This window comes from Phocaeicola sp. HCN-40430 (genome assembly GCF_037890285.1).
GTDB classification, from domain to species: Bacteria; Bacteroidota; Bacteroidia; order Bacteroidales; family Bacteroidaceae; genus Phocaeicola; species Phocaeicola acetigenes.
In genome coordinates this window covers 1-25,560 of record NZ_JBBKBS010000003.1, presented here as the reverse complement: position 1 = coordinate 25,560, position 25,560 = coordinate 1, and the positions used below count along the sequence as shown (strand labels likewise).

Genomic DNA, 25,560 nt, shown 5'->3' with positions numbered 1-25,560 from the left:
TTATTTTTTGTATTTCAAGTTGTATTTCATGATCATATCAAGCAATGTGATAGAAGAATCTTCCATCTGGCTTGTAATAGCTTCAATCTTAGAAAGGATGTAGTTATAGAATACCTGAAGAATCAATGCTACAACCAAACCGAAGATAGTAGTGATCAACGCAACTTTCATACCACCTGCAACGACTGTCGGAGAGATATCACCAGCCTGCTGGATTTTATCGAACGCCATAACCATACCGATTACAGTACCCAAGAATCCCAAAGACGGAGCCATCGCGATAAACAATGTGATCCAAGAACATCCTTTTTCAAGGTAACCTGCCTGAACACCACCGTAAGAAACTACTGAACGTTCTACTACGTCCAAACCTTCGTCGATTCTCATCAGACCCTGATAGCAGATAGAAGCAACAGGACCGCGAGTGTTACGGCATACAGTTTTAGCACCTTCTACGTCACCTTTTTCCAAAGCAGCTTCAATTTTAGCCATCAATTTCTTTACGTCTACTTCAGCCAAGCTCAAGTAAATGATACGTTCGATACAGAAAGCCAAACCAAGAACCAATGCAATAGCTACCAATGACATGAAGCTTGCATCACCTTCAATAAATTTAGTTTTTAACTCTTTGTGCATACCACCTTCTTCAACAACTGCAGGAGCTGCTGCTTCGTCCGCTGCTGCAACCTGTTCTGTCTGTGCCGGAGCTGCTGTAGCTGTAGAATCCTGAGCCATAGCTGTCTGAGTCATTCCAAATGAGAGGACTCCCATCACTGCAAGAATTGCAAATAACTTTTTCATTGTGTGTCTAATTTTTAAGATTAATTAATTAATAGTTATAAATTGTTTTTATTGTTCACTAAAATCTTTTTGCGGAGAGAACGGGATTCGAACCCGTGATACGCTTTTGGCGTATACACGCTTTCCAGGCGTGCCTCTTCAACCACTCGAGCACCTCTCCTTTATGGCCTCGCCAAGGGGTTTCCCTTAAAAACGAACGCAAATTACAAATAAAAATGCGAACGGCAAGCGATTTCAGCCACAAATGTATTCTTTTTTTTCGTCTTACATAACAATCGGAAGACAAAAGTTCACAGATTCACCTAAAATTAATAAACTTTAAAAACTTCCTTCGGCTTTTTTGAAGACTTTGAGTGCATTTTCGGAAGTCGTAAGCCCGATTTCGGACAAAGGTCTCTCATAGATTTCAGACAACTTCTCTGCCACCTTTACCAGATAGGCACTCTCGTTTCTTTTACCTCTATAAGGCACCGGTGCCAGATAAGGAGAATCCGTTTCCAGCACAATACGCTCAAGAGGAATTTCCTTCAAGACTTCGGGCAATGTACTTTTCTTAAAAGTCACCACACCGTTTACTCCCAACATGAATCCTTCGTAAGCCAGCAACTGCGCTGCATCTTCTGCCGTACCAGTAAAACTATGGAAAATACCGGTGAGTGAAGTTCCGGCATAAGGTTTCAAGACTTCCAACAATTCCGGATAGGCTTCTCTACAGTGTACGATCAACGGCAAATCATATTCCAAAGCCCATTGTATCTGCTCGTCGAGTACCAGCATCTGTTCGCTCCGGTAAGTTTTATCCCAATACAGGTCCATTCCCACTTCTCCAATACCATAAAATGTCTGCTCCGAGCGCAACCATTGTTCAACGACAGCCAGTCTGCGTTTCCAGTCGGCATCTACAGAAGTAGGATGAAAACCAATCATCGGATAGCAACCGTCGTGAGTATTGCAAAGCGCCAGCATAGCTTCTACCGAAGTGTCATCGATATTAGGCATAAACAAACGGAGTACGCCAGCTTCTGTTGCACGAATCAGTGCCAATTCACGATCTTCATCAAATTCTTCAGCGAAGAGGTGAGTATGTGTATCAATCAGGTTTACCATAGTCTTACAATTTACGGTTCATCAATTTCAATACAAAATCCATCAGATTCTGCTTCAAGGCATCTTCTACCGATACTTTTTCCAAAAGAGCTTTTGCCTCTTCGTAATACTGATCGATTTTCTGCTGGCAAATTTCTCCGATACCCACCTTATTATATATAGCCGTCACAGCTTCAATCTTAGAAGAAGGCACATAATTTGATGCCGCAATCCAATCAAGCAATTCTCTTCGGGTTTGTGCATCGGCTTTCTCAAGAGCTGTAATCAGCATATAAGTTTTCTTGTTACACAGAATATCTCCTCCTATTTTCTTACCGAATACAGCCGGATCTCCATACACATCCAAATAATCATCCTGCAACTGAAAAGCCAGTCCCATACGCACTCCGAAATCATAAAGCAACTGAGCATCTTCTTCCGAAGCTCCACCCAATATAGCTCCTATCTTCAATGCACCGGCCAACAATACTGAAGTTTTCAAGCGAATCATTTCGATGTATTCTTCTACCGACACATCAGTACGTGTTTCAAACTCCATATCCCACTGTTGCCCTTCGCATACTTCCAGTGCTGTTTGTCCGAAAACCTCCATCACACTTTTTACATACTCAGCCGGACAGTCCTGCATCATGAACTGATAGGAAAGAATCAGCATGGCATCTCCGGAAAGGATAGCCGCATTCGGATTCCATTTTTTATGCACAACCGGTTTTCCCCGGCGCATTTCTGCATTATCCATCAAATCATCATGCAAAAGCGTAAAGTTATGGTAAGTTTCAATTGCTGCAGCCTGCGGAAAAATGCGTTCTACATCTTCCTTATATAAATTATAGGCAAGCAACATCAATACAGGGCGTAAGCGTTTTCCGCCCAAAGACAAGACATATTCTATCGGGTCATACAATCCTTTCGGATTACGGGAATAAGGAAGCGATTCGATATAGGCATGAATCTGCTTCATCAGGTGTTCACTGCTTAACTGCTTCATAAAAGAAAGATTTAGAGAGTTGGTACAAAAAAGGCTGCTCTTTGCAAAAGCAGCCTTTTAAAGAGTTATCTAACCAAATAGATTACTGCAATTTAAATGTTACAGGTACGGTATATTTTACACGTACAGCTTTACCACGCTGCTTACCTGGTTTCCACTTCGGCATGGTTTTGATGACACGAAGTGCTTCTTTATCCAAGTAAGGGTCTACACTACGAACAACAACCGGGTCAACGATAGAACCGTCCTGATTTACGACGAACTGAACGATTACACGTCCCTGAACACCGTTTTCCTGTGCAATAGTCGGATATTTGATGTTCTTACCCAAGAATTTCAAACATTCTGCCATACCACCTGGGAATTCAGGCATTTCTTCTACAACCATGAAGATTTCAGCTTCTTCCGGTTCTTCTTCTTCAACAACAGGAGCTACATACTTGATTTCAACAGCCTGATTGTTTTCTTCGCTTGACTGGATGGTTGTTTCTTCCACATCCGCGTCATTTTCTGCAATCTGCAACACTTCTTCCACCTTCGGAGCTTCGGGAGGAGGAGGTGCCTGTTTCGGTTCTTCCTGTTCTGTAATAGGAATCATTTCTTCTTCAAAGATCGGCATTTCGACGCCACTATCGGTAACTACCTGTTTGTCACGTTCTGTCCATTCGAACGCCACGAACATCACTGCCAATATCAGCACGAGTCCAATCAGCAGCCATGTGGTCTTTTTACCTTCCAAGTCTGCTTTCGGTGATTTTTTAATTTCCATAAAAAACTTTTATTGGGTTAATAATCTCTGTTCGGCAAATGTAACATAAATCTTTTAATCTGCCACATCCGAAAGCAAAAAAAATGAGATTTTGTTTCATCTTCCATTCCAAAGTATTAAAAGTAGTATTCATCGCATACCGTTCTCTTTTCCAGAAAAGGGTTCCTTAGCGTATTTTAACCATCCAAGACATAAAAAGCAACCCTTTCTATCGCAAAAAAGAGTATCTTTGAAGCCTGAATTCAAACATATTAATATAAGGTATGAAGAAAATCATTATCGCAATCGATGGCTTTTCCTCTTGCGGAAAAAGCACCATGGCAAAAGATCTGGCAAAAGAGATTGGTTACATCTATATAGATAGCGGAGCCATGTACCGTGCCGTAACACTTTATTGCCTCGAGCACCAGCTGTTCGATGAAAAAGATCAGGTGAAAGAAGAAGAGTTGAAAGCCTGCATGAACGACATACATATCTCTTTCCGACTGAACCCGGAAACCCAGCGTCCGATGACCTACCTTAACGGAAGCAATGTAGAAGACCGTATCCGTACAATGGAAGTTTCTTCTCACGTCAGCCCGGTAGCCGCACTGGGATTCGTACGCGAAGCACTGGTTCGCCTGCAACAGGAAATGGGAAAGGAAAAGGGTATTGTAATGGACGGACGCGATATCGGTACAGCCGTCTTTCCACAGGCTGAACTGAAAATCTTTGTAACAGCTTCTCCCGAGATCCGTGCACAGCGCCGGTACGATGAGCTGAAGGCAAAAGGTCAGGAAGCCTCTTTCGAGGATATATTATATAATGTAAAAGAACGCGACCGTATCGACCAGACCCGTGCAATCAGTCCACTCCGTCAGGCAGAGGATGCGATTCTTCTCGACAACAGCCAGCTGACTATCCAGGAACAGAAAGAATGGTTAAAAACTCAATTTCTTAAAGCCACCCATGCGTAAAGTAGAAATAGATCAGGGTTCCGGATTCTGCTTCGGGGTAACAGCCGCCATCCAGAAAGCGGAAGAAGAATTGGCCAAAGGAGAAAAACTCTATTGCCTGGGCGACATCGTACACAACGGCCAGGAGTGCGAACGCCTGAAACAGATGGGACTCATCACCATCAATCACGAAGAGTTTGCACTTCTGAAAAATGCCAAGGTCTTGCTCCGCGCTCATGGAGAGCCTCCACGTACTTACGAAATAGCCCGCGAAAACCATATCGAAATTATCGATGCAACCTGCCCTGTAGTACTGCGTCTGCAAAAACGCATCAAGCAGGAATACGACACAACCCCTTCCGACCGGGAAAAACAGATTGTTATCTATGGTAAAAACGGACATGCCGAAGTCTTGGGACTGGTAGGGCAGACTTGTGGGAAAGCCATTGTCATCGAGAAACTGGATGAAGTCAAATCGCTCGACTTCTCCAAAGACATCCGTCTTTATTCGCAAACCACAAAATCGCTGGATGAATTCCGCCAGATTGTAGCCTATATCAAGGAGCATATCTCCCCGTCTGCCACATTCGAATATTACGATACAATCTGCCGTCAGGTAGCCAACCGCATGCCTAATATCCAGAAGTTCGCGTCTGCACACGACCTGGTATTCTTTGTCTGCGGGCATAAAAGTTCAAATGGGAAGATTCTTTTTCAGGAATGCAAAAAAGTCAACCCCAACAGTTACCAGATCGACCAGCCGGAAGAGATAAATAAAGACTTATTAAAAGACACACAATCCATCGGTATCTGCGGGGCAACCTCTACCCCAAAATGGCTGATGGAAGCGTGCAAAAACGTGATAATGAAAGAGTAAAACAAAATATTCTTTTTTGTTTTATTCTTTTATATTTTTAGTAAATTTGCGTCATAGAATTAAACTTATAGTTAACTTATGGGAACAATTAAATGTATTGGTATCCTTACATCGGGAGGTGATGCTCCCGGTATGAATGCAGCGATACGTGCCGTGACACGTTCTGCAATCTACAACGGATTAAAGGTAAAAGGTATTTATCGAGGTTACAAAGGTTTGATTACAGGAGAAATTCAAGAGTTTCAAACACAAAATGTAAGTAACATTATACAGTTGGGAGGTACCATCCTGAAAACAGCACGTTGTCAGGAATTCAAAACTCCCGAAGGACGTAAGGTCGCTTACGAAACCATGCAGCGCGAAGGAATCGATGCGCTGGTAGTAATCGGTGGTGACGGATCACTCACCGGAGCGCGCCTTTTGGCACAGGAATTCGATGTACCGTGTATCGGACTTCCGGGTACCATCGACAACGACTTGTATGGTACAGATACTACCATCGGTTACGATACCGCTTTGAATACAATCCTTGATGCAGTCGACAAGATTCGTGATACAGCCACTTCTCACGAGCGTCTGTTCTTCGTTGAAGTAATGGGACGCGATGCCGGCTTCCTGGCCTTGAACGGTGCCATTGCATCAGGAGCAGAAGCAGCCATTATCCCGGAATTCAACACAGAAGTCGACCAGTTGGAAGAATTCATCAAGAACGGTTTCCGCAAATCGAAGAGCAGTTCTATCGTATTGGTAGCAGAAAGTGAAATCACCGGTGGTGCCATGCACTACGCAGAACGTGTAAAGAACGAATATCCACAATACGATGTACGTGTAACCATTCTCGGACACTTGCAGCGCGGCGGACGTCCTACTGCACACGACCGTATCATTGCCAGCCGTATGGGTGTAGCAAGTATTGAAGCTTTGATGGAAGGACAGCGTAACGTAATGATCGGTATTGAAAACGACCAGATCGTATATGTTCCGTTTACCAAGGCTATCAAGAACGACAAGCCTATCGACCGCGAACTGGTTAATGTATTGCGCGAATTGTCAATCTAAAAATTCAATTTTAATCCCTATAAACTGCTATTGTGTATTCTGCACAATAGCAGTTTTTGTTCCTATATCTTCAAGTAAATCTTATCTCCATTTCGTGAAATACACATTTCCATCCAAGTATTCTCATATTTTACATTAATTAAATTTATATCTCTTACTATCACTCTTTTTGTCAGCATAATCTACTTTTGATAAAAAAAATGCAGGAATAAGTTCCAAATTCCAAAAAAAAATAATAAATTCGAAATATTCATACATGAAGAATATAAGTTTTTAATAAAAATTTCCCCTATGACAACACTTAAAAGCATTCTAACTATCTGTTTATTAGTCTATTCTTGTAGCATTATGGCACAAAGAACTACAGAAATTGTAGAGCCCCTCTCACAAGACCAGGAAGAAGGCATGACACTGAAAAGAAAAGTAGCCATCGGGCGCTTCTCCAACGAAACACAATACGCCAAAGGAATTTTCTACGACAGAGAAAATGATCCTATGGGAAAGCAGGCTCTCGATATCCTGTCATCTAAACTAGCCGCTTCGGGAAAATTTCTACTGTTGGAAAGAAGTGATTTGGAAACACTTCTGGAAGAAAGCAACAAAAGTGACAATGCGGTTGCGACTTTAGGAGCAGACTATATGATTATCGGTTCAATCACTGAATACGGCCGGAAAAATACCGGTAAAAACAGAGTGTTCTCTTCGGAAAAAACTCAGACTGTAGAAGCTGCAGTAGCAATTCGTCTAGTAGATGTTTCTACAGGATTAATCATCTACTCCGATGAAGCCAAAGGGGCAGCGGAACTTACAACCAAAACGACCATGGGACTGGGTGGACAAGCATCTTTCGATGCTACACTGAGCGACAAAGCCATCTCAGAAGCTATCGGACAATTGGTAGAAAACATTATTAATAAATGTACTAATGCACCGTGGAAGACCTACTTCCTGGCTTACGAACCGGATGCCATACTGATAGCTGGAGGACACAGTCAAGGTATTAAAGAAGGAATGACATTCGCTATCAAGACTAAAGGGAAGAAAGTAAAAAATCCTCAAACCGGTATTATCATTACACTTCCCGGAAAGAAAATAGGAGAAGTGAAGGTTATTTCCACCGGAGGAGATACTCCGGAAACCGAGTACTCTTTTGTAGAAGTGAGTGGCACCACAGAAATCAATGCCAACAATATGGGAAACTATATTATTGAAGAATCAAAATAAACAATATCCCCATTTCTAAACCCAATATAAACATCTATGAAGAAGTTTTTAAAAATCATAGCTTTTGCAGCCATTTTCCCTGCTTTTTTTGCAGGATGTAAAGCTCCGGTAGCCCAACAGAGTGGTAAAGAAGATATTGCTTATCTTTTGTTTGTCAGCCCTAATACCTATGCAGGAAAAAAAGTGACTGTCAGTTTAGACAATCAGAAACCATTCTCGGTACAAGTCGTCAAAGAAAAGAAATCAAAACGAAAAGGAACTCAATATGGAGTAAAAACAGGAGCACGCCACATTAAAGTCTCTTATGAAGGCAAAACCCTATACAATAAGAAAATTTTTATTTCTACTCAGGAAGTAAAACAGATTATCTTACCATAAAACTACTGTGATTATGAAAATCAACACTTTATTGCCTTCTTCAGTAGCTATTGCTTCTCTCCTTTTTCTCATCTCGTCTTGTACGACTACTCAAAACCTATATTCCTGGCATGACTATGAAGATATAACTTATCAATACAATAAAAAGCATACCGAAGAGCTGAAAGTCAAAGTATTGGAAGAGTATCAGAATATGATTCAAAAACAAAACGGCATCCGGGCTACAGTACCTCCAGGTATGTATGCAGAATACGGATATATGCTATATAAAACAGGAAAAAAAGAAGAGGGAATCCGCTTTCTGAAAGAAGAGATAAAACTTTATCCAGAATCGGAGGTATATATTTCTAGAATCATTAAACAATTGGAAAAATGAAAAAAACAATTCAACATATCCTTCGCCAATTATTACTCCGACGGATGCTCCCCATCTATTTGCTGGCAACGATGGCTGCTCTATTTACATCATGTACTACCCCCACTACACTCAGTCAGCAATATCCCAAAATGTACGAAGAGAAACCGCTTACCATAGCCATCATGCCACCTATCAACCAGACTACGCATGCAGAAGCGAAAGATTTCTTCTATACTACCCTGTACATGCCTCTGAGTGAAAAAGGATACTATGTGTACTCTCCCTATCTGACAATGGAGATGTTTCAGCAGGAAAGCGCATACGATGCAGAACTGTTTCTGGAAAAAGATCTTACAGCATTCAGAAATGTATTAGGAGCCGACGCTGTTATGTTCACAGTTGTAAAAAACTGGGAAAGAGTAAATATAGGGGGAATGCTTAAGGTAAAAATCGAATACATCCTCCGTTCAACTAAAACCGGAGAAACCTTATACAATAGAGAAGGAGATATTACGGTCGATACCAGCATAAGTAGCGGAGCTGGTGGACTAGGTCTCCTCGTCGACCTGGTGGCTACAGCAATTAATACAGCAGCCACAGACAAGGTTATAGCCGGACGCAAATGCAATGCTTTTGTTCTTTCTGATATGCCGGCCGGAAAATATTCTCCGCTCTACGAAAAAGACCAAAACAACCCTGCGGGAAAGAAAAACGTAAAAGCGACTGTAAAATAGAGCTATCTCTGTTTTCATATCACAGAATTGAAGCCGTCTCAAGAAACTATTTATCTTGAGACGGCTTCAATTTCTTTTCAAATCCAGCTCCCTTGAACCCGGAAAATTCGTAATACCTCAAATATGGTGCATTAATTGTACTTTATCCTAAATCCGGACAAACCACAACAGCAGAACTCTTCGTTCCTGAAAACAGGAAATAATATAATAGAAAGGTAACAACAAATGCCAAAAGCTTTAATCGACATCATTGGCCGTACAGTTATCGCTGTTGGCTGTAGAGCCGACGTAGATGATTGTACAGCCGACAGCGTCGTTTTAATTCAGCAAATAGAATCATAAAACTCACATCCAGAAAGCCTCACGCCTTCATCCGTCTTCTGCGCTTACGGCGTTGCAGATTTTTACGTTTGTAGCTAATCCAGCGGCGACGGATTTGCCATCCGCATAATCCTACGACTACAGCCAGAATCAGAATCACAATGCCTCCGCTCAGATTATCCCCTTTCACACGCGACCATATTTCCAGTACATTCACCGTCTTGTCACCAAAATCGCGAATCATTGAACAGCGGGCTATTACCGAACGGTCCGGATACTGTGTATTGCGCAGGCGTACCTTTTGCGCTTCAGCACCGAAGAAATAACTGGCATCAACTTCTTCCAGTGTAGAGTCAATGCAGGCTTCCATGATTTCGGGAGCAGCAATCGAACTCACATACCCGTTTTCCTCCATATTACGCAAGGCAATGTCCGGACGACATAAAAAATTGATGAAGTAACTTGCCGCTTTCGTATTGCGGGCATATTTAGGAATCACCCATCCGTCGTACCACACATTACTGCCTTCCTCCGGAATAGTATAGTCCAAATCCACACCTACTGTAGCCGCTTCCTCCATGGCCCACTGAGCATCCCCGCTCCATGTCACGTTTATCCAAGCCTTTTCTTTGGTCATCATCTCTTTACCAAAGTCAGCTTCCCATCCAGCCACATTCGGTTTCAGTAATTTAAGATACTTTTCCACTGTATCCATGGCCGCAGGTGAATAATCGTTCATCAGTTCCGGAACAGTTTTCAGTCCTTCTTTCAGTTCTTTGCGGTGTGCATACAGCATAGCTGTACCGTAAGCATCACGGTAGGCATCCTTCATCAGCAGTTTACCGGCAAAATGTTTATTCCACAGACAGTCCCACGATTTCAGTTCCTCCGGTTTTACATATTTCTTATTATAGAGAATACCTGCAGTACCCCACATGTAACACACTGCATAACGGCTGGCTGGATCATCCGGACGGGTACTCAACTTATCAATCTGTTCCTTGATATACGGAGCTACTCCTTTCATATAATTAGGCGAATGAGCAAATACCGTATCAATAGGCAGCAACAGATTCTTGCGCAACATTCGTTCGATGATGTATTCCGACGGACACACCACATCAAAGTCCTCATGCCCTTTTTCAATCTTGGTCAGCATGATTTCGTTGATATCAAACGTCTGATACACAATACTGATATCCTCTCCGGTCTGCTCTTTATAATACTCCTGAAAATCCTCCAGTACTCCTTCTCCGATGTAGTCGGCCCAGTTGTATATTTTCAGTACTTTCTGCCGCGAACCGGTATCGTTATAGCATGCAGAACACAGAGCACACAGCCCCATTATCAGTACAAGTAAATTCAGTTTCTTCATGTTGTTTTTTTAGGTTACGAAACTTTTTTCAATTGAAAATTGAGAATTGACAATTGGCAATTACCATAGTTCTCTTGCCAACTCAAGAGCTCGTATTAAGTTTGTAAGTTTTTTAGTTTGTAAGTTTGTTAGTATTCTCAAGCTCAGAAACTTAAAAACTCAAGAACTTAAAAACTCATATTAAGTTTGTTGATATTCTCATACGCAAACTCAAAAACTCAAAAACTCAAAAACTCAAGAACTCAAAAACTTAAAAACTTAAAAACTTAAAAACTCAAAAACCAGTTTTCTCATCTTTTTTTATCTGCCCTTCTGTTCAGAATAATCAGCAATACCAGAATCACCACAAAAATGATGGCCGAAAGCGGACGCAATTCAGGGGTAAGTCCTCCCTTGCGTGCATCAGCATAAATATAAGTCGACAGCGTTTCCAGCCCCTGATTACCGATGGTAAACACCGTAACGGCAAAGTCATCAATAGAGATGGTCAGTGCCAGCAGAAACCCTGTAATCATTCCCGGACGAATCTCCGGAATAATCACCTTGCGAAGTGCCTGCATCGGAGTTGCCCCCAAGTCCAAAGCAGCCTCATAAAGATTCGGGTTCATCTGTTTCAGTCGCGGAAGCACACTCAACACCACATAAGGCGTACAAAACGTAATATGTGCCAGTACCACAGTAGTAAATCCCTGAGTAATACCCAACGATACAAAAAGCAGGAAAAGTGAAATACCCGTGATAATATCACCGTTCAGAATAGGAATTGTATTGATAAATCCCATCGCCTGCCGTCCGCGAGCCTTCAGATTATAAATACCGATAGCAGCCAGACTACCCAATATAGTAGATGCCGTTGCTGCAATCAGTGCAATGGCAATGGTATTGACAAAGGCATTCACCAGCGAATGATGCGCTCCCGTATCAAACAGCGAAGCATACAGTTTCATCGAAAACCCCGTCCAGTTACCCAGTACCTTGGCTTCGGTAAACGAGTAAACCACAATAATGGCAATCGGTGCATACAATGCCAGCAACAACACCCACAGGTATGTCTGTGCAAGAATCTTCTTTACCATACGCCACTTCCTCCTTTATCCGATTCACGTTCTTCACTGCTGAAAAGTGAAGTTGCCGCAATCAGGAACAGCATAATCAGCGACAAAGCTGCCCCGTAATTCCACAAACTGTTGTTTATATTCTCCTGCATGGTTGTACCAAACAACTTGATGTTGTTCATCGTCAGCAGTTCGGCGATGGCAAAAGTCGAGATAGTAGGCATGAATACCATCATGATACCACTCACCACCCCCGGCATAGAAAGCGGGAATACCACCTTCCAGAACACCTGAAACGAGTTGGCCCCCAAATCCTGTGCTGCTTCAATATAACTTTTGTCCATCTTCTGCAGCGTATTGTAAATAGGGTAAATCATAAACGGAATAAAATTGTATATCATACCGAATATCAGTGCCCCCTCTCCCAATGGCAAACGGAGGAAATCAAACAGAGCCACCGTAGCCAGCGTACGGATCAGGATATTCACCCACATGGGCAGGATAAACAGCATAATCACCGTCTTGGCATACCCCGAATTGCTCCGGCTCAGAATCCATGCCACCGGATAGCCCAACACAATACACCCTATCGTAGTGAGAATGGCAATACCAATCGAATACACAAAAGTATTCACGTCTTCCGGATGTGCCAGAAACTTGCTGAAATTGGCAAGTGTCAGACGACCTGCATCATCCGTAAAGGCATAGACCACAATCAGCACCATCGGAATAATCACGAAAAAGAGGGAAAACAGCAGATAAGGCACTGTCCAGCTCTTACGTGAAGAAAAGAAAAATCGTAACTTATTCATTTCCGTATGTCGAGAAAAAGAAAATCAGATAATCACACGAATCGCTTCTTTCGGGATAGTAATACCTACACGGTCTCCGTCGTCCCATACATCATTGGTATCGACGAACACATTTTCATCCCAATCGGAGAATACCGTCAGATGATAATGATTTCCCTTGTACAGAATAAACTTCACTTCTCCAGTCAGCATACCGTCCTCTTCGTTGTCCTGCAACACCACCTGATCGAAGTCCACTTCCACTTTTACGGCTCCGTTCTCTTGTACCCGACTCATATCCACCGTCGGACATTCGAACTCACATCCCAGAAACTCCACATGCGTATCGTCTATCATGCGCGCTTCAAATGTATTGCAGATACGCTCTTTCTTCATAATATGAATATCGAAAGGTTTTATCAGCAAACCGACTTCCGTACCCACTTCAAAAGCATGATAGTCCTGCACCACCATTTCATAGTCACCACACAGCACCACCATTTCATAGTGTACCCCCTTGAAGATGCACGACTGCACTACACCACGCAACTGCGCCATGTCTGATACCGGGAAAATATACAAGTCTTCGGGACGAATCACCACATCCACCGGCATATTTTCTCCAAATCCCTTGTCTACGCACTCAAACTCATGGTTGCAGAAACGTACGCGGCAATCCTTCACCATCGTTCCGTTCAAGATGTTGCTCTCTCCAATAAAGTCGGCTACAAACGAGTTGATCGGTTCATTATAGATATCTGTCGGTGTACCAATCTGCTGAATCTTACCCTCGCTCATTACCACGATGGTATCACTCAGTGTCAGTGCCTCTTCCTGATCGTGTGTCACATAAATAAAGGTAATTCCCAGACGGCGGTGCATTTCCTTCAACTCCATCTGCATATCCTTACGCATCTTCAAGTCCAGTGCAGCCAGCGGTTCATCCAGCAACAACACTTCCGGTTCGTTCACAATAGCCCGGGCTATTGCTACACGCTGCTGCTGTCCTCCCGACAGAGAGTTCACATCACGATATTCGTAATCCGTCATTCCCACCATCTTCAGCGCAGCCTTCACTTTCTTCTCCATTTCAGCCTTCGGCATCTTCTTCAGTTTCAGTCCGAAAGCAATGTTATCATACACATTCAGATGCGGAAACAGCGCATATTTCTGAAACACGGTATTCACCGGTCGCTTGTGCGGCGGTGTCTGCGTAATTTCCTTTCCGGAAATACGTATTTCTCCTTCCGAAGCAGTCTGAAAACCAGCTATCAGTCGCAACAGCGTAGTCTTTCCACATCCGGATGGTCCCAGAATTGTTACAAATTCACCCTTTTTAACCGAGAGGTTAATATGATCCAACGCCGTCTTTTCTCCAAAAAACTTGGATACATCCTTTACCTCAATAATAGACATGTTCTCGTTTTGCATTAATCCAGTTCAATATTTATGGGGGCAAAGTTACATATATTATTCACCAAAAGCACCATAATCAGCTTATTTTCGATAAAATATTCTAATCATGATGCTTTTTGCGTATAATTATGCGATAAATGAATCTCTTCTTTTTCCTTTTTATTTCATTTCCTCAAAATAAGTATCAAGCAGTCGCTTGGCAGCAGCAAACGAAGTAGCCCGTCCGTTCAGTACCTCCTGCTCCTGTCCGGCCAGCATAGCCGCTATTTTCTCATTCTGATAGAAACTGTCGCGCAGATGTTCGTTGATGGTTTCATACATCCAGTACTTGGCCTGTTCGTTACGGCGGTATTCAAAATATCCGTTGGCCTTCACAAAGTCGAAATACTTGTACACCATATCCCAGATTTCCTCTACACCGATGTTGTAGAATCCGGAATACGTCATCACCTGCGGTGTCCATCCCGACTCGGGTGCCGGAAACAGATGCAGTGCGTTACGGAAATGAGCCGCAGCCAACTTAGCCTTTTCAATGTTATTCCCGTCAGCCTTGTTGATGACAATTCCGTCTGCCATCTCCATAATACCACGCTTTATTCCCTGCAGTTCATCTCCAGTACCTGCCAGCTGAATCAGCAGAAAGAAGTCCACCATCGAGTGTACAGCCGTCTCGCTCTGTCCCACCCCTACAGTTTCCACAAAAATCTTGTCGTAACCGGCAGCTTCACAAAGAATAATCGTTTCGCGGGTTTTTCTCGCCACACCTCCCAGCGATCCGGCCGAAGGACTGGGGCGGATAAACGCATCCGGATGAACCGACAACTTTTCCATACGGGTCTTGTCACCCAGAATACTACCTTTCGAACGTTCACTACTGGGGTCGATAGCCAGCACAGCCAGTTTCCCGCCTTTTTTCAGCACATGCAGTCCGAATACATCAATCGATGTACTTTTTCCGGCTCCCGGCACTCCACTGATTCCCACTCGTACCGAATTTCCTGAATACGGGAGACATTTCTCAATCACCTCCTGCGCCAGTGCCTGGTGCTCGGGACGCAAGCTTTCCACCAGCGTAACGGCCTGACTCAATATAGTGACATTCCCTTTCAGAATACCTTCTACATATTCTCCTGCAGAAAACTGCCGTCTTTGCGGACGCTTTCTGTTCTTCAGATAAGGATTTACCGTTGCAGGCTGTTCTATGCCTTTATTCACGGTCAACCCTTTGTATTCTTCACTGTTTTCCGGATGGTCCATAGCTTTTTGTTTTTATTTTTAGTTAACAAGGGGCAATTTAAGTTTTTAAGTTTTTGAGTTCGTAAGTTAGTAGGTTTTTAAGTTGGTGAGTTTACAAAACGCTTCCAATTGACAGTTTATAACAAACTTAAAACTCAAAAACTTAAAAACTCAAACCAACTATCTCAAACTCGCCTTCACCCTCAGGGTTATCTTCGGATGCTGCGGGTCATTTGTAATCATCAGAATACGCTGTGTACCTCTCACACGTGACAGGTTCTTGGCTAATACAGTCACTTTCATCTTGGTCGACTCACCCGGTTTCAGCACACGCTTCTTCAAATTCACCGACAAAGCTATACTGAACACCTGCATATCCTTGATTACCAGATCAGTCTTTCCAGTATTTGTAATCACAACCGTCTGCGACTTCTTCTGAGTCGGCTTCAGATTCAGATATTCCAGTTTTTGTGTAGAAAGTGAAATAACCGGTGGATTCTGTTTTTCGTACTCGCTCATTGAAGAGAAGTCGGGCAACAATACAACCGATACCGGAATCTCATTTTCACTACCTACTTTGTCACCCAGGAAGCGCGACAAGTACACCGATGCACGGGTAATACCCAATGCCGGCAGTTTTTCCGTATCCAGCGTCACCTGTATCTTTCCACTCTTGTTGCGCCCTATCACCTCCGGAGTCGACTTCACACTCAGGTACGGAGGCAAATGCATCAGTACCGGAATATACGGTTTGTTCGATGTATTGGCCACCAGAATTTCAAACACCGGCTTGTCACCCCGGTTCACATCATCAAACTCTATCTCTTCCTTATCCAGACGGATGGCTCCGAAAGCAATCGGATGAGTAAAGGTAAAGTTCTTCGGATCGGCAGTTACTTCTCCGTTGAATTCCAGATACAAAGGCATCGGCGAAGCATTGCAGTACACTCCCACTTCCTTATAGAAACGTCCTATCGCCTCTGCATCAAACACAGCCGTTACCGTACCTTTTCCTCCTGCCGGAATCGGCTCTTCCGTCCATGTAGCCTTTGTACATCCGCACGAAGTTGTCACATTCGATATTACCAGCGGTTTGTCTCCCGTATTGGTAAAAGCATAGGTCACCGTTACCGGATTTCGCCACAATACGTAGCCCAAATCCTGCTGTTCACGGTCGAAAGTTATCTTAGGTTGTGCCTTCCCTGCCAGGGCCACAGCACTCCATATCATCAATAAGAATAAAATACGTTTCATCAATTTCGTTTTCTATTATTTTCGCCAAAGATAATATAAAAATATAAGATATAATCAAAGTCCGACAGAATGATGACATATTCAGTTTTTTTAAAACACCACTACTTCACCACCAACAAGAAAAACAAAAAACCGGCATATACCCAATAAAAATATTGGAATATATGCCGGTCCCCTCTATAGGTTTCTAATATTTAGCTTAGAAGACTCCTTCTGTAAAAATGGGTCAGTTAGCTGCAAATATCATATATCCTTTATAAACGTTTCCATCTATTTCAGTATAATATATAGCCCATACTTTTCCATTCTGTTTCTGAATTACCTTGAAGGTACATGTCGTTGTATTCTCGTCAAACTGATATGCAAAGTTTCTTCTGACATGCAGATATCCGGTAGTTTCCTGACCTACCACGAAATCGTTTTTCGTTTCAAAACCGATGGTAAGAGCAGTTTTGGTACTTCCTCTGAAATAAACACCTGTATGTACTACACCCGCTTTTCCATAATACATAATCTCAGAGTTACAAGCATGCATTACACTCGAACTCGGCTTGATTAATTCTATAAAGTTTTCTTCAGCCGATCCCGGTTGCGAGAATATATATTTTATATCTGTCTGAGCCTTAATTGCTTCCAGTTCCTCATCCGTATACGGAGAATCGCTGATTGTAACCACCACTGTTACCTTTACAGACAAGCCATGCGAGTCTGTAATTGTTATCTCAGCCTCTCCTTCTGCCACGGCGTTCACAACGACAGTATTCGGAGATGCTTCATCTATTTTTACCATAATGATACTCTCATTAGACGAAACAGCAGTATATCCTCCATTTCCTTCTGTTATATTCAAAGACATAGAAGACGGTTTACCAAACGGAAGAGAAATATTCAGTTCACTCTTTTCGGGAACAAGGTTATCTGTAAGATATACGTCAATCTTCACATTCTTGTATCCTCCGTCTTTATCGGAAATCAATATTTCAGTTTCTCCCTGTGCCACTCCGGTTACGGTTATCACATTACCTTCCAAAGAAGCTTCGGCAATATCCGAATCCAGTACAGAGATACGATAATCTCCTGCTCCTTCAGTAATTTCAATAGTCTTTGCCTGCTCTTTAATTATTTCCAGTTTTTCCGTATTGACACTAATTTCAGCTTTGCCTCCCGGAACTTCTACCAATTCATCGTTCTCTTCAGGATAAGTAGGAGTTTCATCCTCACTACAAGCGTACAAAGCACACGATGCAAAAAGCATCAGGCCCATATATAAATGTACTATTTTCATAATTCGTATATTAATTATCAACTGATTCCAAAAATAAGATTCCCTCTATTAAAAGTCTTTCGGATAAGGTTTTCCGTCATACACCACCTCCTCACCATAAAGGATCTGTCCGACTTTCTGCAGCGCATCTTGTTGAGTCTGATAGATATTGCTTCCTATAGGTGTATTAAATGAGCTTCTAAAAGGATCCATTGCAAAAATAAAGTGCGCATATTGCTCGTCTTTAATTTCCTGCAGATACTCATCTTTAGCCCAGAATCCACGGTTGAATTCCTGTGAATACATACCCCATCTTGTATTGTCTATACCCGGATAAATCGGAGCAATCTCAATATTACGGTCATTATAGTCACACATCACATAATCCACATAGTCTTTCACGGCGTTGCCATCGATTACACAACCTTCAGAAGACATATCTCTCAGATTTCCCAATATATAAGCGATATTGATTTTATCGGGCATCAGTCTCTTCATCTCATACATAAGACGGGCAACATGTTCTGGCGATTTAGTAGCCCAGAATCCCGGAGGAGTAGGAACCTGCGCCTTATCGTATTCGTCATCGTAGAAGAATCCATCCAGTCCATAAGTATCACACACTGTTTTCATGTAGCGAGCAAAAGCCTGAGCAGTTTCAGGTTTAAGGTTAGCCACACTTGCATGTGTATGGTCGGCCATAATACCAAGAATAATCTTCATACCACGATCTTGCAGAGGTTTCAGATATTTATCCTTGTTATTCAATATCTTCACGATATTGTCATTATGCAAAGCATGCACAGTTCCGGTTTCCTGGTCAAGTACGATATTATCGCAGAATAATACCACATAGTCAAAAAGATACTTCTTAGAATCTTTCAGTGTAAAACACAGGTGATTCAGCGGGTTTGTTTCGTTTGTTTCAATCACACTGAAAAGTTTTACTGCATCTTCACCCTTGAAATTGTCTCCCAGATTCTCCAGAATTTTAACAAAAATCAGGAATGAGCTGCTTTTAGCAGAAAACTTCAGCGAGCCTTTTGTAACCTTAGCCTGCAAAGGAATCACATAAGTCTTACCAGCTTCCATTTCCTCGGTAGTAGTAAAGCTCACTTTCACCCCTTCAGACACTTGAGTATTTTCAGGCAATGTCATGGCACCTCCGGCACTTAAAAGAACATTGCCTGAAGGGAATGCAACAAAGTCGTTTCCTGTTTCCTCATTATAGCGTTTCAGTACTTCTTGGTCATACGCCAAAGTAACTTCCGAAACAGAAGAAGAAGGTTTTGTTGCCTTCAGCAACAAAGTTACGTCCTTGCTATAACCTGTCTGTATTTCCAACGATGAAAACTCTGTTCTACCATCGATATCAGCCAAATACCCCATCTGGTCAGTCGATACTTCAAACTGACTTTCATCAATATATTTTGCATCAAATTCCGTTTCACTGCACGCTGTAAACAAACCTCCGTATAGAGCAAACAGGATGGCAGCCAAACCGGTTTTATATAAATTATGTTTTTTCATATAGTCATATTTTTAAGAGTCATTACACTAATTATTCCGGAAGTTCTACATAGTTCCATACCAGGCTTTCCGAAGCTGTTGCATTATTGCCATTGGTTGTATAATCCTTCACAGTATCTCCCATTCCGTCATTAAATTTCCAATAAGCTATCAATCCTTCAGAATCCGGAGAAATACGATAGAAGTGGTTCTTAGCTCCAATCTCCTCTTCTGTCAACACCCGGTTCCAGATACGGCATTCAGCTATCGAACCGTCCAGATAACGCTGGTCGTTATAAGAGTAACCAATCCAGAAACAGCGAGGTTTTCCATCCGATTCATCCGAATGAGGCACTCCCCAGTTTACCGGTCCGGCAAACTCAGCAAACACCTGCTCACTCTTTTTACGTCCATTGATGTATACCTGTACAGTCTTGGTTTCAGCATTAAAAGTCACTGCAAGATGATTCCATACACCGGCTCTTACAGTCCAGTCCGAAGCAGTAACATTGTCTCTGCCATCTGCTGCAATCTGCAACTGGTTGCTTGGTATCGAGTTGTCTCCAAGTCGGATCAGGAAATGGTCTTCAATACCCATAATAGTCGTAATCTTAGAGTCTCTGTCGTTTGCAAAAGCATCCACCTTAATCAATGCTTCCGCAGTAAGTGTACGCATGTTTTGAACCACCGAAGGATTTTTCCAGTCTACATACACATTATTATTGCGCAGGTTGGCAGCCCAGTTTACAAGTGCAGCCTTTTTAATCACATAATAAACCGCACGCTGGCTATCCAAAATATTCACATCCGATGAAACGATGGCAAGAGGAAGAACATAAGTCTTTGTAAAGTCAAGTTCATCCAGTTTTATGAAATCAACCGTAAGTCCCGAAGCTGTCACCTCACCGGCTTTGATTCTTACCGTCAGGTCATCAAACTTATAGAATCCGGCAGGCAGCAATTCTGCATTATCGTTGTTCAGTGAGTTATATCGGTTTACCAGACTTGCATCCACTCCGTATGTTACACACACATCAGTAGAATGAGGTTTGGTAAGATAAGTCTTTACCTCTCCTTCCTTTTCAGCTTCACCTGCTTCCACATCGACCAGCACCATTTCTACTTTATCTGTTTCGCCCAAATAGACACAGTTGTCGTAATTTTCTATATCATCCTGGCAACCAGCCAAAAGGCCTGTTCCCAATAAAGCTGTACACAATACAGCAGTATGTATAAATTTCATATTCATTATTTTTTAGACTTTATTTAACAGATGGATTTAAAATAGAAATCATTTCTCTCACGTTTTTGTAATTATATCCGGAAGAATAATAATCCGATGCTACGTTATAGACCCCCACCGCATCAAGCTGGTTTTCGAAGTGCTGCTGTACAGCCCATTGTCCAAACGCCTGCATAGTCAGATTTGTATTCTTCACATCCGCTACCGCTCCATATTTTTGTCCATATTCCAACAGATAACTTTGAGCCAGGATATACGACAACTCACTTCCGCTTGTAGCTGTCTCTCCGGAAACGAATATTGTATTACACTTGTCAAGGATGAAAACACCTTCATACAGATTTTCCGGATTTCCCAGGAAAAGCAACATCTTTTCCGGATTACGCTCTTTCCAGTCGTTTACCATATTGATAAAGTTGTTCTCATTTTCCTTATACTCTTTCTTCTCTTCTTCGGTCATATAAATAGGCAATCTTCCTTTATACTTGATGCAAATACCATCATACTGATATTTGTTTGCCAGAGAAAGAGAATACGCCAGCGTATCTGTCAGGAACTGTCGGAATTCCATCGCTACCGGTTCGTTTTCGGGAGCTTCGTTTACCATGTTGTTGTATATGGTCTTCAGCTGGTCAAAATCAATATCGTAAATCACCTTCATGCCTTTATCTTCACGAATCTGATTGATTTCCTGCATTTCCGACTTCACCAGTTTGTCCGGATACATCAATGATACCACATCGATGCTGTCTGGAATATCAGTCAGATGATGAGCTCTTGAATAAGGCTTTTTCTCACTGTTGTCAAACCAGGCATACACCCACTTATGACTGGTAGTTCTATATTCACGCAAATTAGCCAGATAGCGCGCATACAAATCCGGATTCTGCTCTTGTATATTTGTTTCGTTTACAGTAAATGCTTCAGTATCTGTCCAGTCGCTACAAGCAGTGCACAAAGCTCCAACAGCCCACACAGCACCTACCATCAGTTTTGAAATAGAGTTCATATCAAAATCTTTTTTATTCATATAATATTAAATTCCAGGTTTACAATCCCACCACACACAAGTGCTCATATCGTCGGTTCCAGACAGATATTTAGAGACAGCCTCCTGCACATTGTTCTTATTGCTCACATATTCGTCAGACGGATAAGGCATACGGCGTGCACCACGTTCAGAGTCTACCCGACCTCCACTCTTGTTTCCGGCAGAAGTAGCAGGAATCAGTTTCGGGTAACCGGTACGGCGGTAGTCAGCCCATGCTTCATTTCCAAGTGTCCAGTTCGCAATCCATTTCTGTACAATGATACGTTCCTGTTTTTCATCCAGAGAAACTCCGTCGTTCCATCTTACCGTGATATTGGAAAGAGTACCCGAGTATGAGTTTGCACCTTCAGGGTCATTGTATTTTTCCGGCTGCATATCACATTCCAGATAACTTCCAATTTCAGCGTTCCATTGTTCAAACGACTTGGTAATACCTGTTTCATAAAGAGATTTTGCAGTAGATTTCTCATACGGATTGGTGAATCCCTGCACAGCCAGTGCCTCCGCTCTCAGGAAATAAACCTCAGAAGCATTCATCCAGATTACAGGATCAGTTTCCGCTACGTTTATACCCGAATACTTGCGGGCATTTTTTCCAAGTGTGCTCAATTCTATTCCTCTGCGGATACCCACATATTCAGGCCATCCGAATTCCGATTTCACGAAATACTTTTCACGGCGGTTATCCTGATATCCGTTCATATAGCATATAATATCCGCTGCAGCATGGCTGTCACCCCCTGTCATACTACCCTCTGCCGAGTTATAGCGGGAAGCCACATAAATAGGATTCGAGCCACTCATAAAGTAGTTCCACTGTGCATTGTGATCATTTTCTTCCATATATCCGCCGTTTTCCGGATTCATCGCTTCCACAAACATTGCCTCAGCTTTCGCTTTATCTGCATATACAATACGCATTGCAAGTCTCATTTTCAATGAGTTTGCAAAACGGATCCATTTTTTGACATCTCCCTTGAATACATAATCCGCAGAAGACGGCAACTGATATTCCGGATTATCCACCAGCTTGGCATTCAGCATGTTCACAGCCTGAGTCAGTTCCTCAAAAAACTTATCGTATACTTTTTCTTGCGAATCATAAGGTGTTTCTACCTTTCCGTCCTTACCAATCTGAGAGTAAGGGATAGGACCATACGTATCGGTCACACGGCTCATGGCAGCCACCTTGATGATATTGGCAATCATCAGAGGAATATTGTCACCCGATTCTTCACACAATTTCTCCACCACTGTCAGATTTGTATACAGCACAGGAATAATTCTGTCCGATTTCATAAAAACATTCGTCCAGTTATCGGTAGGATTATAATTGGAAATGGTATTATCCCATCCGCTTGCTTTCGAATCTGCATAATATCCTCCCATAGGTCCACCGAGCAGACAGTCTGTAAACTGAGCCGTATTCACATCAGGAGAAATCACACAACCGGCTATATTACTCATCGCAGAACTCAGTCCGTATCCATCCGGTGTCAAATCACCAGGCTGGCAAGGATTAGAATTGATTTCAAGATAGTTGCCTGTACAAGAGACACAAGCCACAGCCAGAGTTCCTACTAATATTTTATTCATTATACGTTTCATGAGTTTTTAAAATTTTAAGGTTACACTACATCCCACATTACGAGTAGAAGGCATCATAAAATAATCGATTCCCTGATAGAAATTATCAGTAGACGCAACGCTTTCCGGGTCAAATGGAGCCTTGCAGTAAATCATCCACAAGTTACGTCCCACCAGAGACACAGTCAGGTCGCATACATCTCCCAGCATCTTGCGAGGGAATGTATAGCCGATAGAAGCTTCCTGCAGGCGTACATTGGTTGCCGAATAAGTATAATACTGTGCCACAGCATCTCCACTACCGATTGTACGATACCAGTTTTCCGGAGTAACACGGTCGTTTCCATTTACCAGGACGTACCCCAAATCACGTGCTTCAGCAGTACTTTCAGATACTCCGAAGTCGTCCAGAATAGCCTGAGTACGAGAGAATACGACACCTCCCAGACGAGCCGAAACCATAAATCCGAAATTAAAGTTCTTCCATGAGAAGCTGTTGCGCCATGCCATATTTGCTTTCGGCAACACACTACCCAATTTTATGTAATCATCCGAGCTGGCAATTTTCTCAGTCACCGGACGTCCGTTTTCTCCGATATAGATGTTACCCTTGTCGTCGCGGCGCAAGTCCATATTCGAATATACATCTCCCATCGATCCGCCTTCTTTCAGCAGGAAGCGTGTAGAAGCCAGACCACCCATGTTCAATGTGCTGATAGAGAAAGATTCACCTGTAGCCGGATTTATTACATTATCGGCCAGTGTCAGGATTTTGTTCTGGTTAGCAGAGAATGTATAGTTGCTGTTCCAGGTAAAGTCTTTCCATGTTTTCTCATAACCCAAGGCCAATTCCACACCCTGGTTACGTACGGCACCTGTCTGGATATACAGTTTCGAATAGCCGGAAACACCAAGCTCCGGATTAAAAGTCTGGTTTTTTGTCACCGTATGATAGTAAGTCAAATCCAGGTTAAAGTCTTTCAGGAAACGCATGCTGAGTCCCACTTCCCAAGACTCTGTACGTTCAGGCTTCAGGTTATACAACGGATACTGTGTAGTGTTACTCCACTGTCCGGTACTTTCGTTCCATTCATAACGAGGGTTTGCAATGTATCTCTCAAAAGCAGTACCTACCGAAGCAAACGAAGCTCTCACTTTCATGTACGACAGATAATCCTTGTTTACATTAGGCATCAGTTCCGACAGTACGACAGAAGCACCCACCGAAGGATAGAAGAACGATTTGCTTTTAGAGTTAGGCCCGGCCAGCTGAGAAGGCCAGTCGTTACGTCCGGTCAGTGTCAGATAATAAGTACTCTTATATCCAAGTTCGGCCGAAGCAAACAAAGACTGAGTCTGCTCTCTCCATCCATCTTCAATTTTCATTGTTTTTCTGACACTCAGGTTCTGCACGTAGAATCCGTTGGACAGTCCCGGTTTTTCTCCTTCAAAGTTTTCGTCGGCAATAGGACCTCTGTTTTTCAGGAATTCATATCTCATGTCAGTAAACGATCCACCAAGGTTGGCCTGGAAAGACCATTTTTCACCAAAATTCTTATTGATGTTTACCAGGAAGTCTGCATACAGCTGGCGGTCTGCACTCTTTTCTATAGCATACAGACCACGGGTAGACAATTCAGTCATCTGCGTATTTGTACCCGCATAGAATTTCTCTGTATACTTGTTGTTCGAATTATCCAGACGAACACGTCCGCTCACGCTCAACCAGTCCAGAATCTTATAGTTCAGGCTGGCATTAAACATATATCTGTCTTTCCGGTTATTACGAAGCTGACGGTAGTTTACCCAGTAAGGGTTCTGCATCACCATACCCGCATCACCTACCGGCCAGTATTGTGTGTTCAGCTTACGCACCGCATCATAGCGTTCATACATTTTGATGTCTTCCCAGTCATTTCCGCGAGGAAACAGATAAGCTCCTACAATCGGGTTATTATAGACACCCTGGTTTACCATGTTCTGGTCTCCCTGCATGATATAGCTTGCAGACACATCCAAGGTCATCTTGTCATCCAGGAAAGAAGTCGTATTACGGAAAGTAAAATTGTATCGGTTGTATTTGTTATTGGGAACAATACCCTTAGAGTTTACAGCCGATGCCGAAGCATAAGTCTGGTTCTTATCCGTACCGGTAGAAAGAGAAATACTTTCCGTACCGGTTATACCTGTCTGGAAATAATCACTTACAGGGTCATAACCATAGTAAT

The 25,560-nt window shown here is 42.6% G+C and carries 23 protein-coding genes and 1 tRNA gene; 7 read left to right on the top strand and 17 right to left on the bottom strand.

Features of this window, described 5'->3' with window-relative positions; translation table 11 throughout:
* The 5 genes from WKU26_RS01880 to WKU26_RS01860 form a co-directional block, all read right to left on the bottom strand.
* A complete protein-coding gene (locus WKU26_RS01880) occupies positions 1-801 on the bottom strand; it encodes a MotA/TolQ/ExbB proton channel family protein (RefSeq protein WP_178266006.1) in 801 nt (266 codons plus the stop codon).
* A 72-nt stretch (positions 802-873) separates the two neighbouring features.
* A tRNA-Ser gene (locus WKU26_RS01875) sits at positions 874-961 on the bottom strand.
* Between the two features lie 158 nt (positions 962-1,119).
* A complete protein-coding gene (locus WKU26_RS01870) occupies positions 1,120-1,908 on the bottom strand; it encodes a TatD family hydrolase (RefSeq protein WP_340320709.1) in 789 nt (262 codons plus the stop codon).
* A 4-nt stretch (positions 1,909-1,912) separates the two neighbouring features.
* Complete coding sequence (locus tag WKU26_RS01865) at positions 1,913-2,869, bottom strand: polyprenyl synthetase family protein (protein ID WP_445323203.1); 957 nt, start codon at positions 2,867-2,869, stop codon at positions 1,913-1,915.
* A 109-nt stretch (positions 2,870-2,978) separates the two neighbouring features.
* Positions 2,979-3,665 (bottom strand): energy transducer TonB, encoded by a 687-nt coding sequence (locus WKU26_RS01860; protein ID WP_340320707.1) that lies wholly within the window; start codon positions 3,663-3,665, stop codon positions 2,979-2,981.
* Positions 3,666-3,928: 263 nt separating this feature from the next.
* On the opposite strand from WKU26_RS01860, the gene cmk reads away from it, so the two are divergent.
* The 7 genes from cmk to WKU26_RS01825 all read left to right on the top strand — a co-directional run bounded on the left by cmk (position 3,929) and on the right by WKU26_RS01825 (position 9,230).
* The gene (cmk, locus tag WKU26_RS01855; RefSeq protein ID WP_340320706.1) at positions 3,929-4,621 is read left to right on the top strand and encodes a (d)CMP kinase; all 693 of its coding nucleotides are present in this window, start codon (positions 3,929-3,931) and stop codon (positions 4,619-4,621) included.
* Complete coding sequence (locus WKU26_RS01850; RefSeq protein ID WP_340320705.1) at positions 4,614-5,477, top strand: 4-hydroxy-3-methylbut-2-enyl diphosphate reductase; 864 nt, start codon at positions 4,614-4,616, stop codon at positions 5,475-5,477. The genes cmk and WKU26_RS01850 overlap by 8 nt, the downstream gene beginning before the upstream one ends.
* Positions 5,478-5,555: 78 nt before the next feature.
* The gene (gene pfkA / locus WKU26_RS01845) at positions 5,556-6,536 is read left to right on the top strand and encodes a 6-phosphofructokinase (RefSeq protein WP_340320704.1); all 981 of its coding nucleotides are present in this window, start codon (positions 5,556-5,558) and stop codon (positions 6,534-6,536) included.
* Positions 6,537-6,884: 348 nt separating this feature from the next.
* Positions 6,885-7,760 carry a CsgG/HfaB family protein gene (locus WKU26_RS01840; RefSeq protein ID WP_340320703.1) on the top strand — a complete coding sequence of 292 codons (876 nt, stop codon included), beginning with the start codon at positions 6,885-6,887 and terminating at the stop codon, positions 7,758-7,760.
* A 36-nt stretch (positions 7,761-7,796) separates the two neighbouring features.
* Positions 7,797-8,138 carry a hypothetical protein gene (locus tag WKU26_RS01835; protein ID WP_340320702.1) on the top strand — a complete coding sequence of 114 codons (342 nt, stop codon included), beginning with the start codon at positions 7,797-7,799 and terminating at the stop codon, positions 8,136-8,138.
* 13 nt (positions 8,139-8,151) lie between these two features.
* Positions 8,152-8,514 carry a DUF4810 domain-containing protein gene (locus tag WKU26_RS01830; protein ID WP_340320701.1) on the top strand — a complete coding sequence of 121 codons (363 nt, stop codon included), beginning with the start codon at positions 8,152-8,154 and terminating at the stop codon, positions 8,512-8,514.
* Positions 8,511-9,230, top strand: a complete 720-nt coding sequence (locus WKU26_RS01825) for a GNA1162 family protein (protein ID WP_340320700.1) — start codon at positions 8,511-8,513, stop codon at positions 9,228-9,230. Before WKU26_RS01830 ends, WKU26_RS01825 begins: the two co-directional genes overlap by 4 nt.
* 361 nt (positions 9,231-9,591) lie before the next feature.
* Here the strand turns inward: WKU26_RS01825 and WKU26_RS01820 are convergent, their stop codons facing one another.
* From WKU26_RS01820 to WKU26_RS01765, 12 genes are all read right to left on the bottom strand, one after another.
* The gene (locus WKU26_RS01820) at positions 9,592-10,926 is read right to left on the bottom strand and encodes an ABC transporter substrate-binding protein (RefSeq protein ID WP_340320699.1); all 1,335 of its coding nucleotides are present in this window, start codon (positions 10,924-10,926) and stop codon (positions 9,592-9,594) included.
* Positions 10,927-11,216: 290 nt separating this feature from the next.
* Positions 11,217-12,002 (bottom strand): ABC transporter permease, encoded by a 786-nt coding sequence (locus WKU26_RS01815; protein ID WP_340320698.1) that lies wholly within the window; start codon positions 12,000-12,002, stop codon positions 11,217-11,219.
* Positions 11,996-12,793 carry an ABC transporter permease gene (locus tag WKU26_RS01810; protein ID WP_340320697.1) on the bottom strand — a complete coding sequence of 266 codons (798 nt, stop codon included), beginning with the start codon at positions 12,791-12,793 and terminating at the stop codon, positions 11,996-11,998. The genes WKU26_RS01815 and WKU26_RS01810 overlap by 7 nt, the downstream gene beginning before the upstream one ends.
* 24 nt (positions 12,794-12,817) lie before the next feature.
* Positions 12,818-14,203, bottom strand: coding sequence for an ABC transporter ATP-binding protein (locus WKU26_RS01805; protein WP_340320696.1), 1,386 nt, complete (start codon positions 14,201-14,203; stop codon positions 12,818-12,820).
* Positions 14,204-14,347: 144 nt separating this feature from the next.
* Entirely contained in the window at positions 14,348-15,445 is a 1,098-nt protein-coding gene (gene meaB / locus WKU26_RS01800; protein ID WP_340320695.1) for a methylmalonyl Co-A mutase-associated GTPase MeaB, read from the bottom strand.
* Positions 15,446-15,604: 159 nt separating this feature from the next.
* Positions 15,605-16,678 (bottom strand): DUF1573 domain-containing protein, encoded by a 1,074-nt coding sequence (locus WKU26_RS01795; protein WP_340320694.1) that lies wholly within the window; start codon positions 16,676-16,678, stop codon positions 15,605-15,607.
* Between the two features lie 226 nt (positions 16,679-16,904).
* On the bottom strand, positions 16,905-17,963 hold the full coding sequence (locus tag WKU26_RS01790) for a pilus assembly protein N-terminal domain-containing protein (protein ID WP_340320693.1): 1,059 nt from the start codon (positions 17,961-17,963) through the stop codon (positions 16,905-16,907).
* A 48-nt stretch (positions 17,964-18,011) separates the two neighbouring features.
* Complete coding sequence (locus WKU26_RS01785; protein ID WP_340320692.1) at positions 18,012-19,472, bottom strand: BT_3987 domain-containing protein; 1,461 nt, start codon at positions 19,470-19,472, stop codon at positions 18,012-18,014.
* A gap of 31 nt (positions 19,473-19,503) precedes the next feature.
* Entirely contained in the window at positions 19,504-20,694 is a 1,191-nt protein-coding gene (locus WKU26_RS01780) for a DUF1735 and LamG domain-containing protein (protein ID WP_340320691.1), read from the bottom strand.
* Between the two features lie 19 nt (positions 20,695-20,713).
* Positions 20,714-21,703 (bottom strand): glycoside hydrolase family 18, encoded by a 990-nt coding sequence (locus WKU26_RS01775; RefSeq protein ID WP_340320690.1) that lies wholly within the window; start codon positions 21,701-21,703, stop codon positions 20,714-20,716.
* A gap of 27 nt (positions 21,704-21,730) precedes the next feature.
* Positions 21,731-23,353 (bottom strand): SusD/RagB family nutrient-binding outer membrane lipoprotein, encoded by a 1,623-nt coding sequence (locus tag WKU26_RS01770; protein ID WP_340320689.1) that lies wholly within the window; start codon positions 23,351-23,353, stop codon positions 21,731-21,733.
* 6 nt (positions 23,354-23,359) lie between these two features.
* The coding region (locus tag WKU26_RS01765; protein WP_340320688.1) for a SusC/RagA family TonB-linked outer membrane protein at positions 23,360-25,560 on the bottom strand (2,201 nt) is incomplete at its 5' end.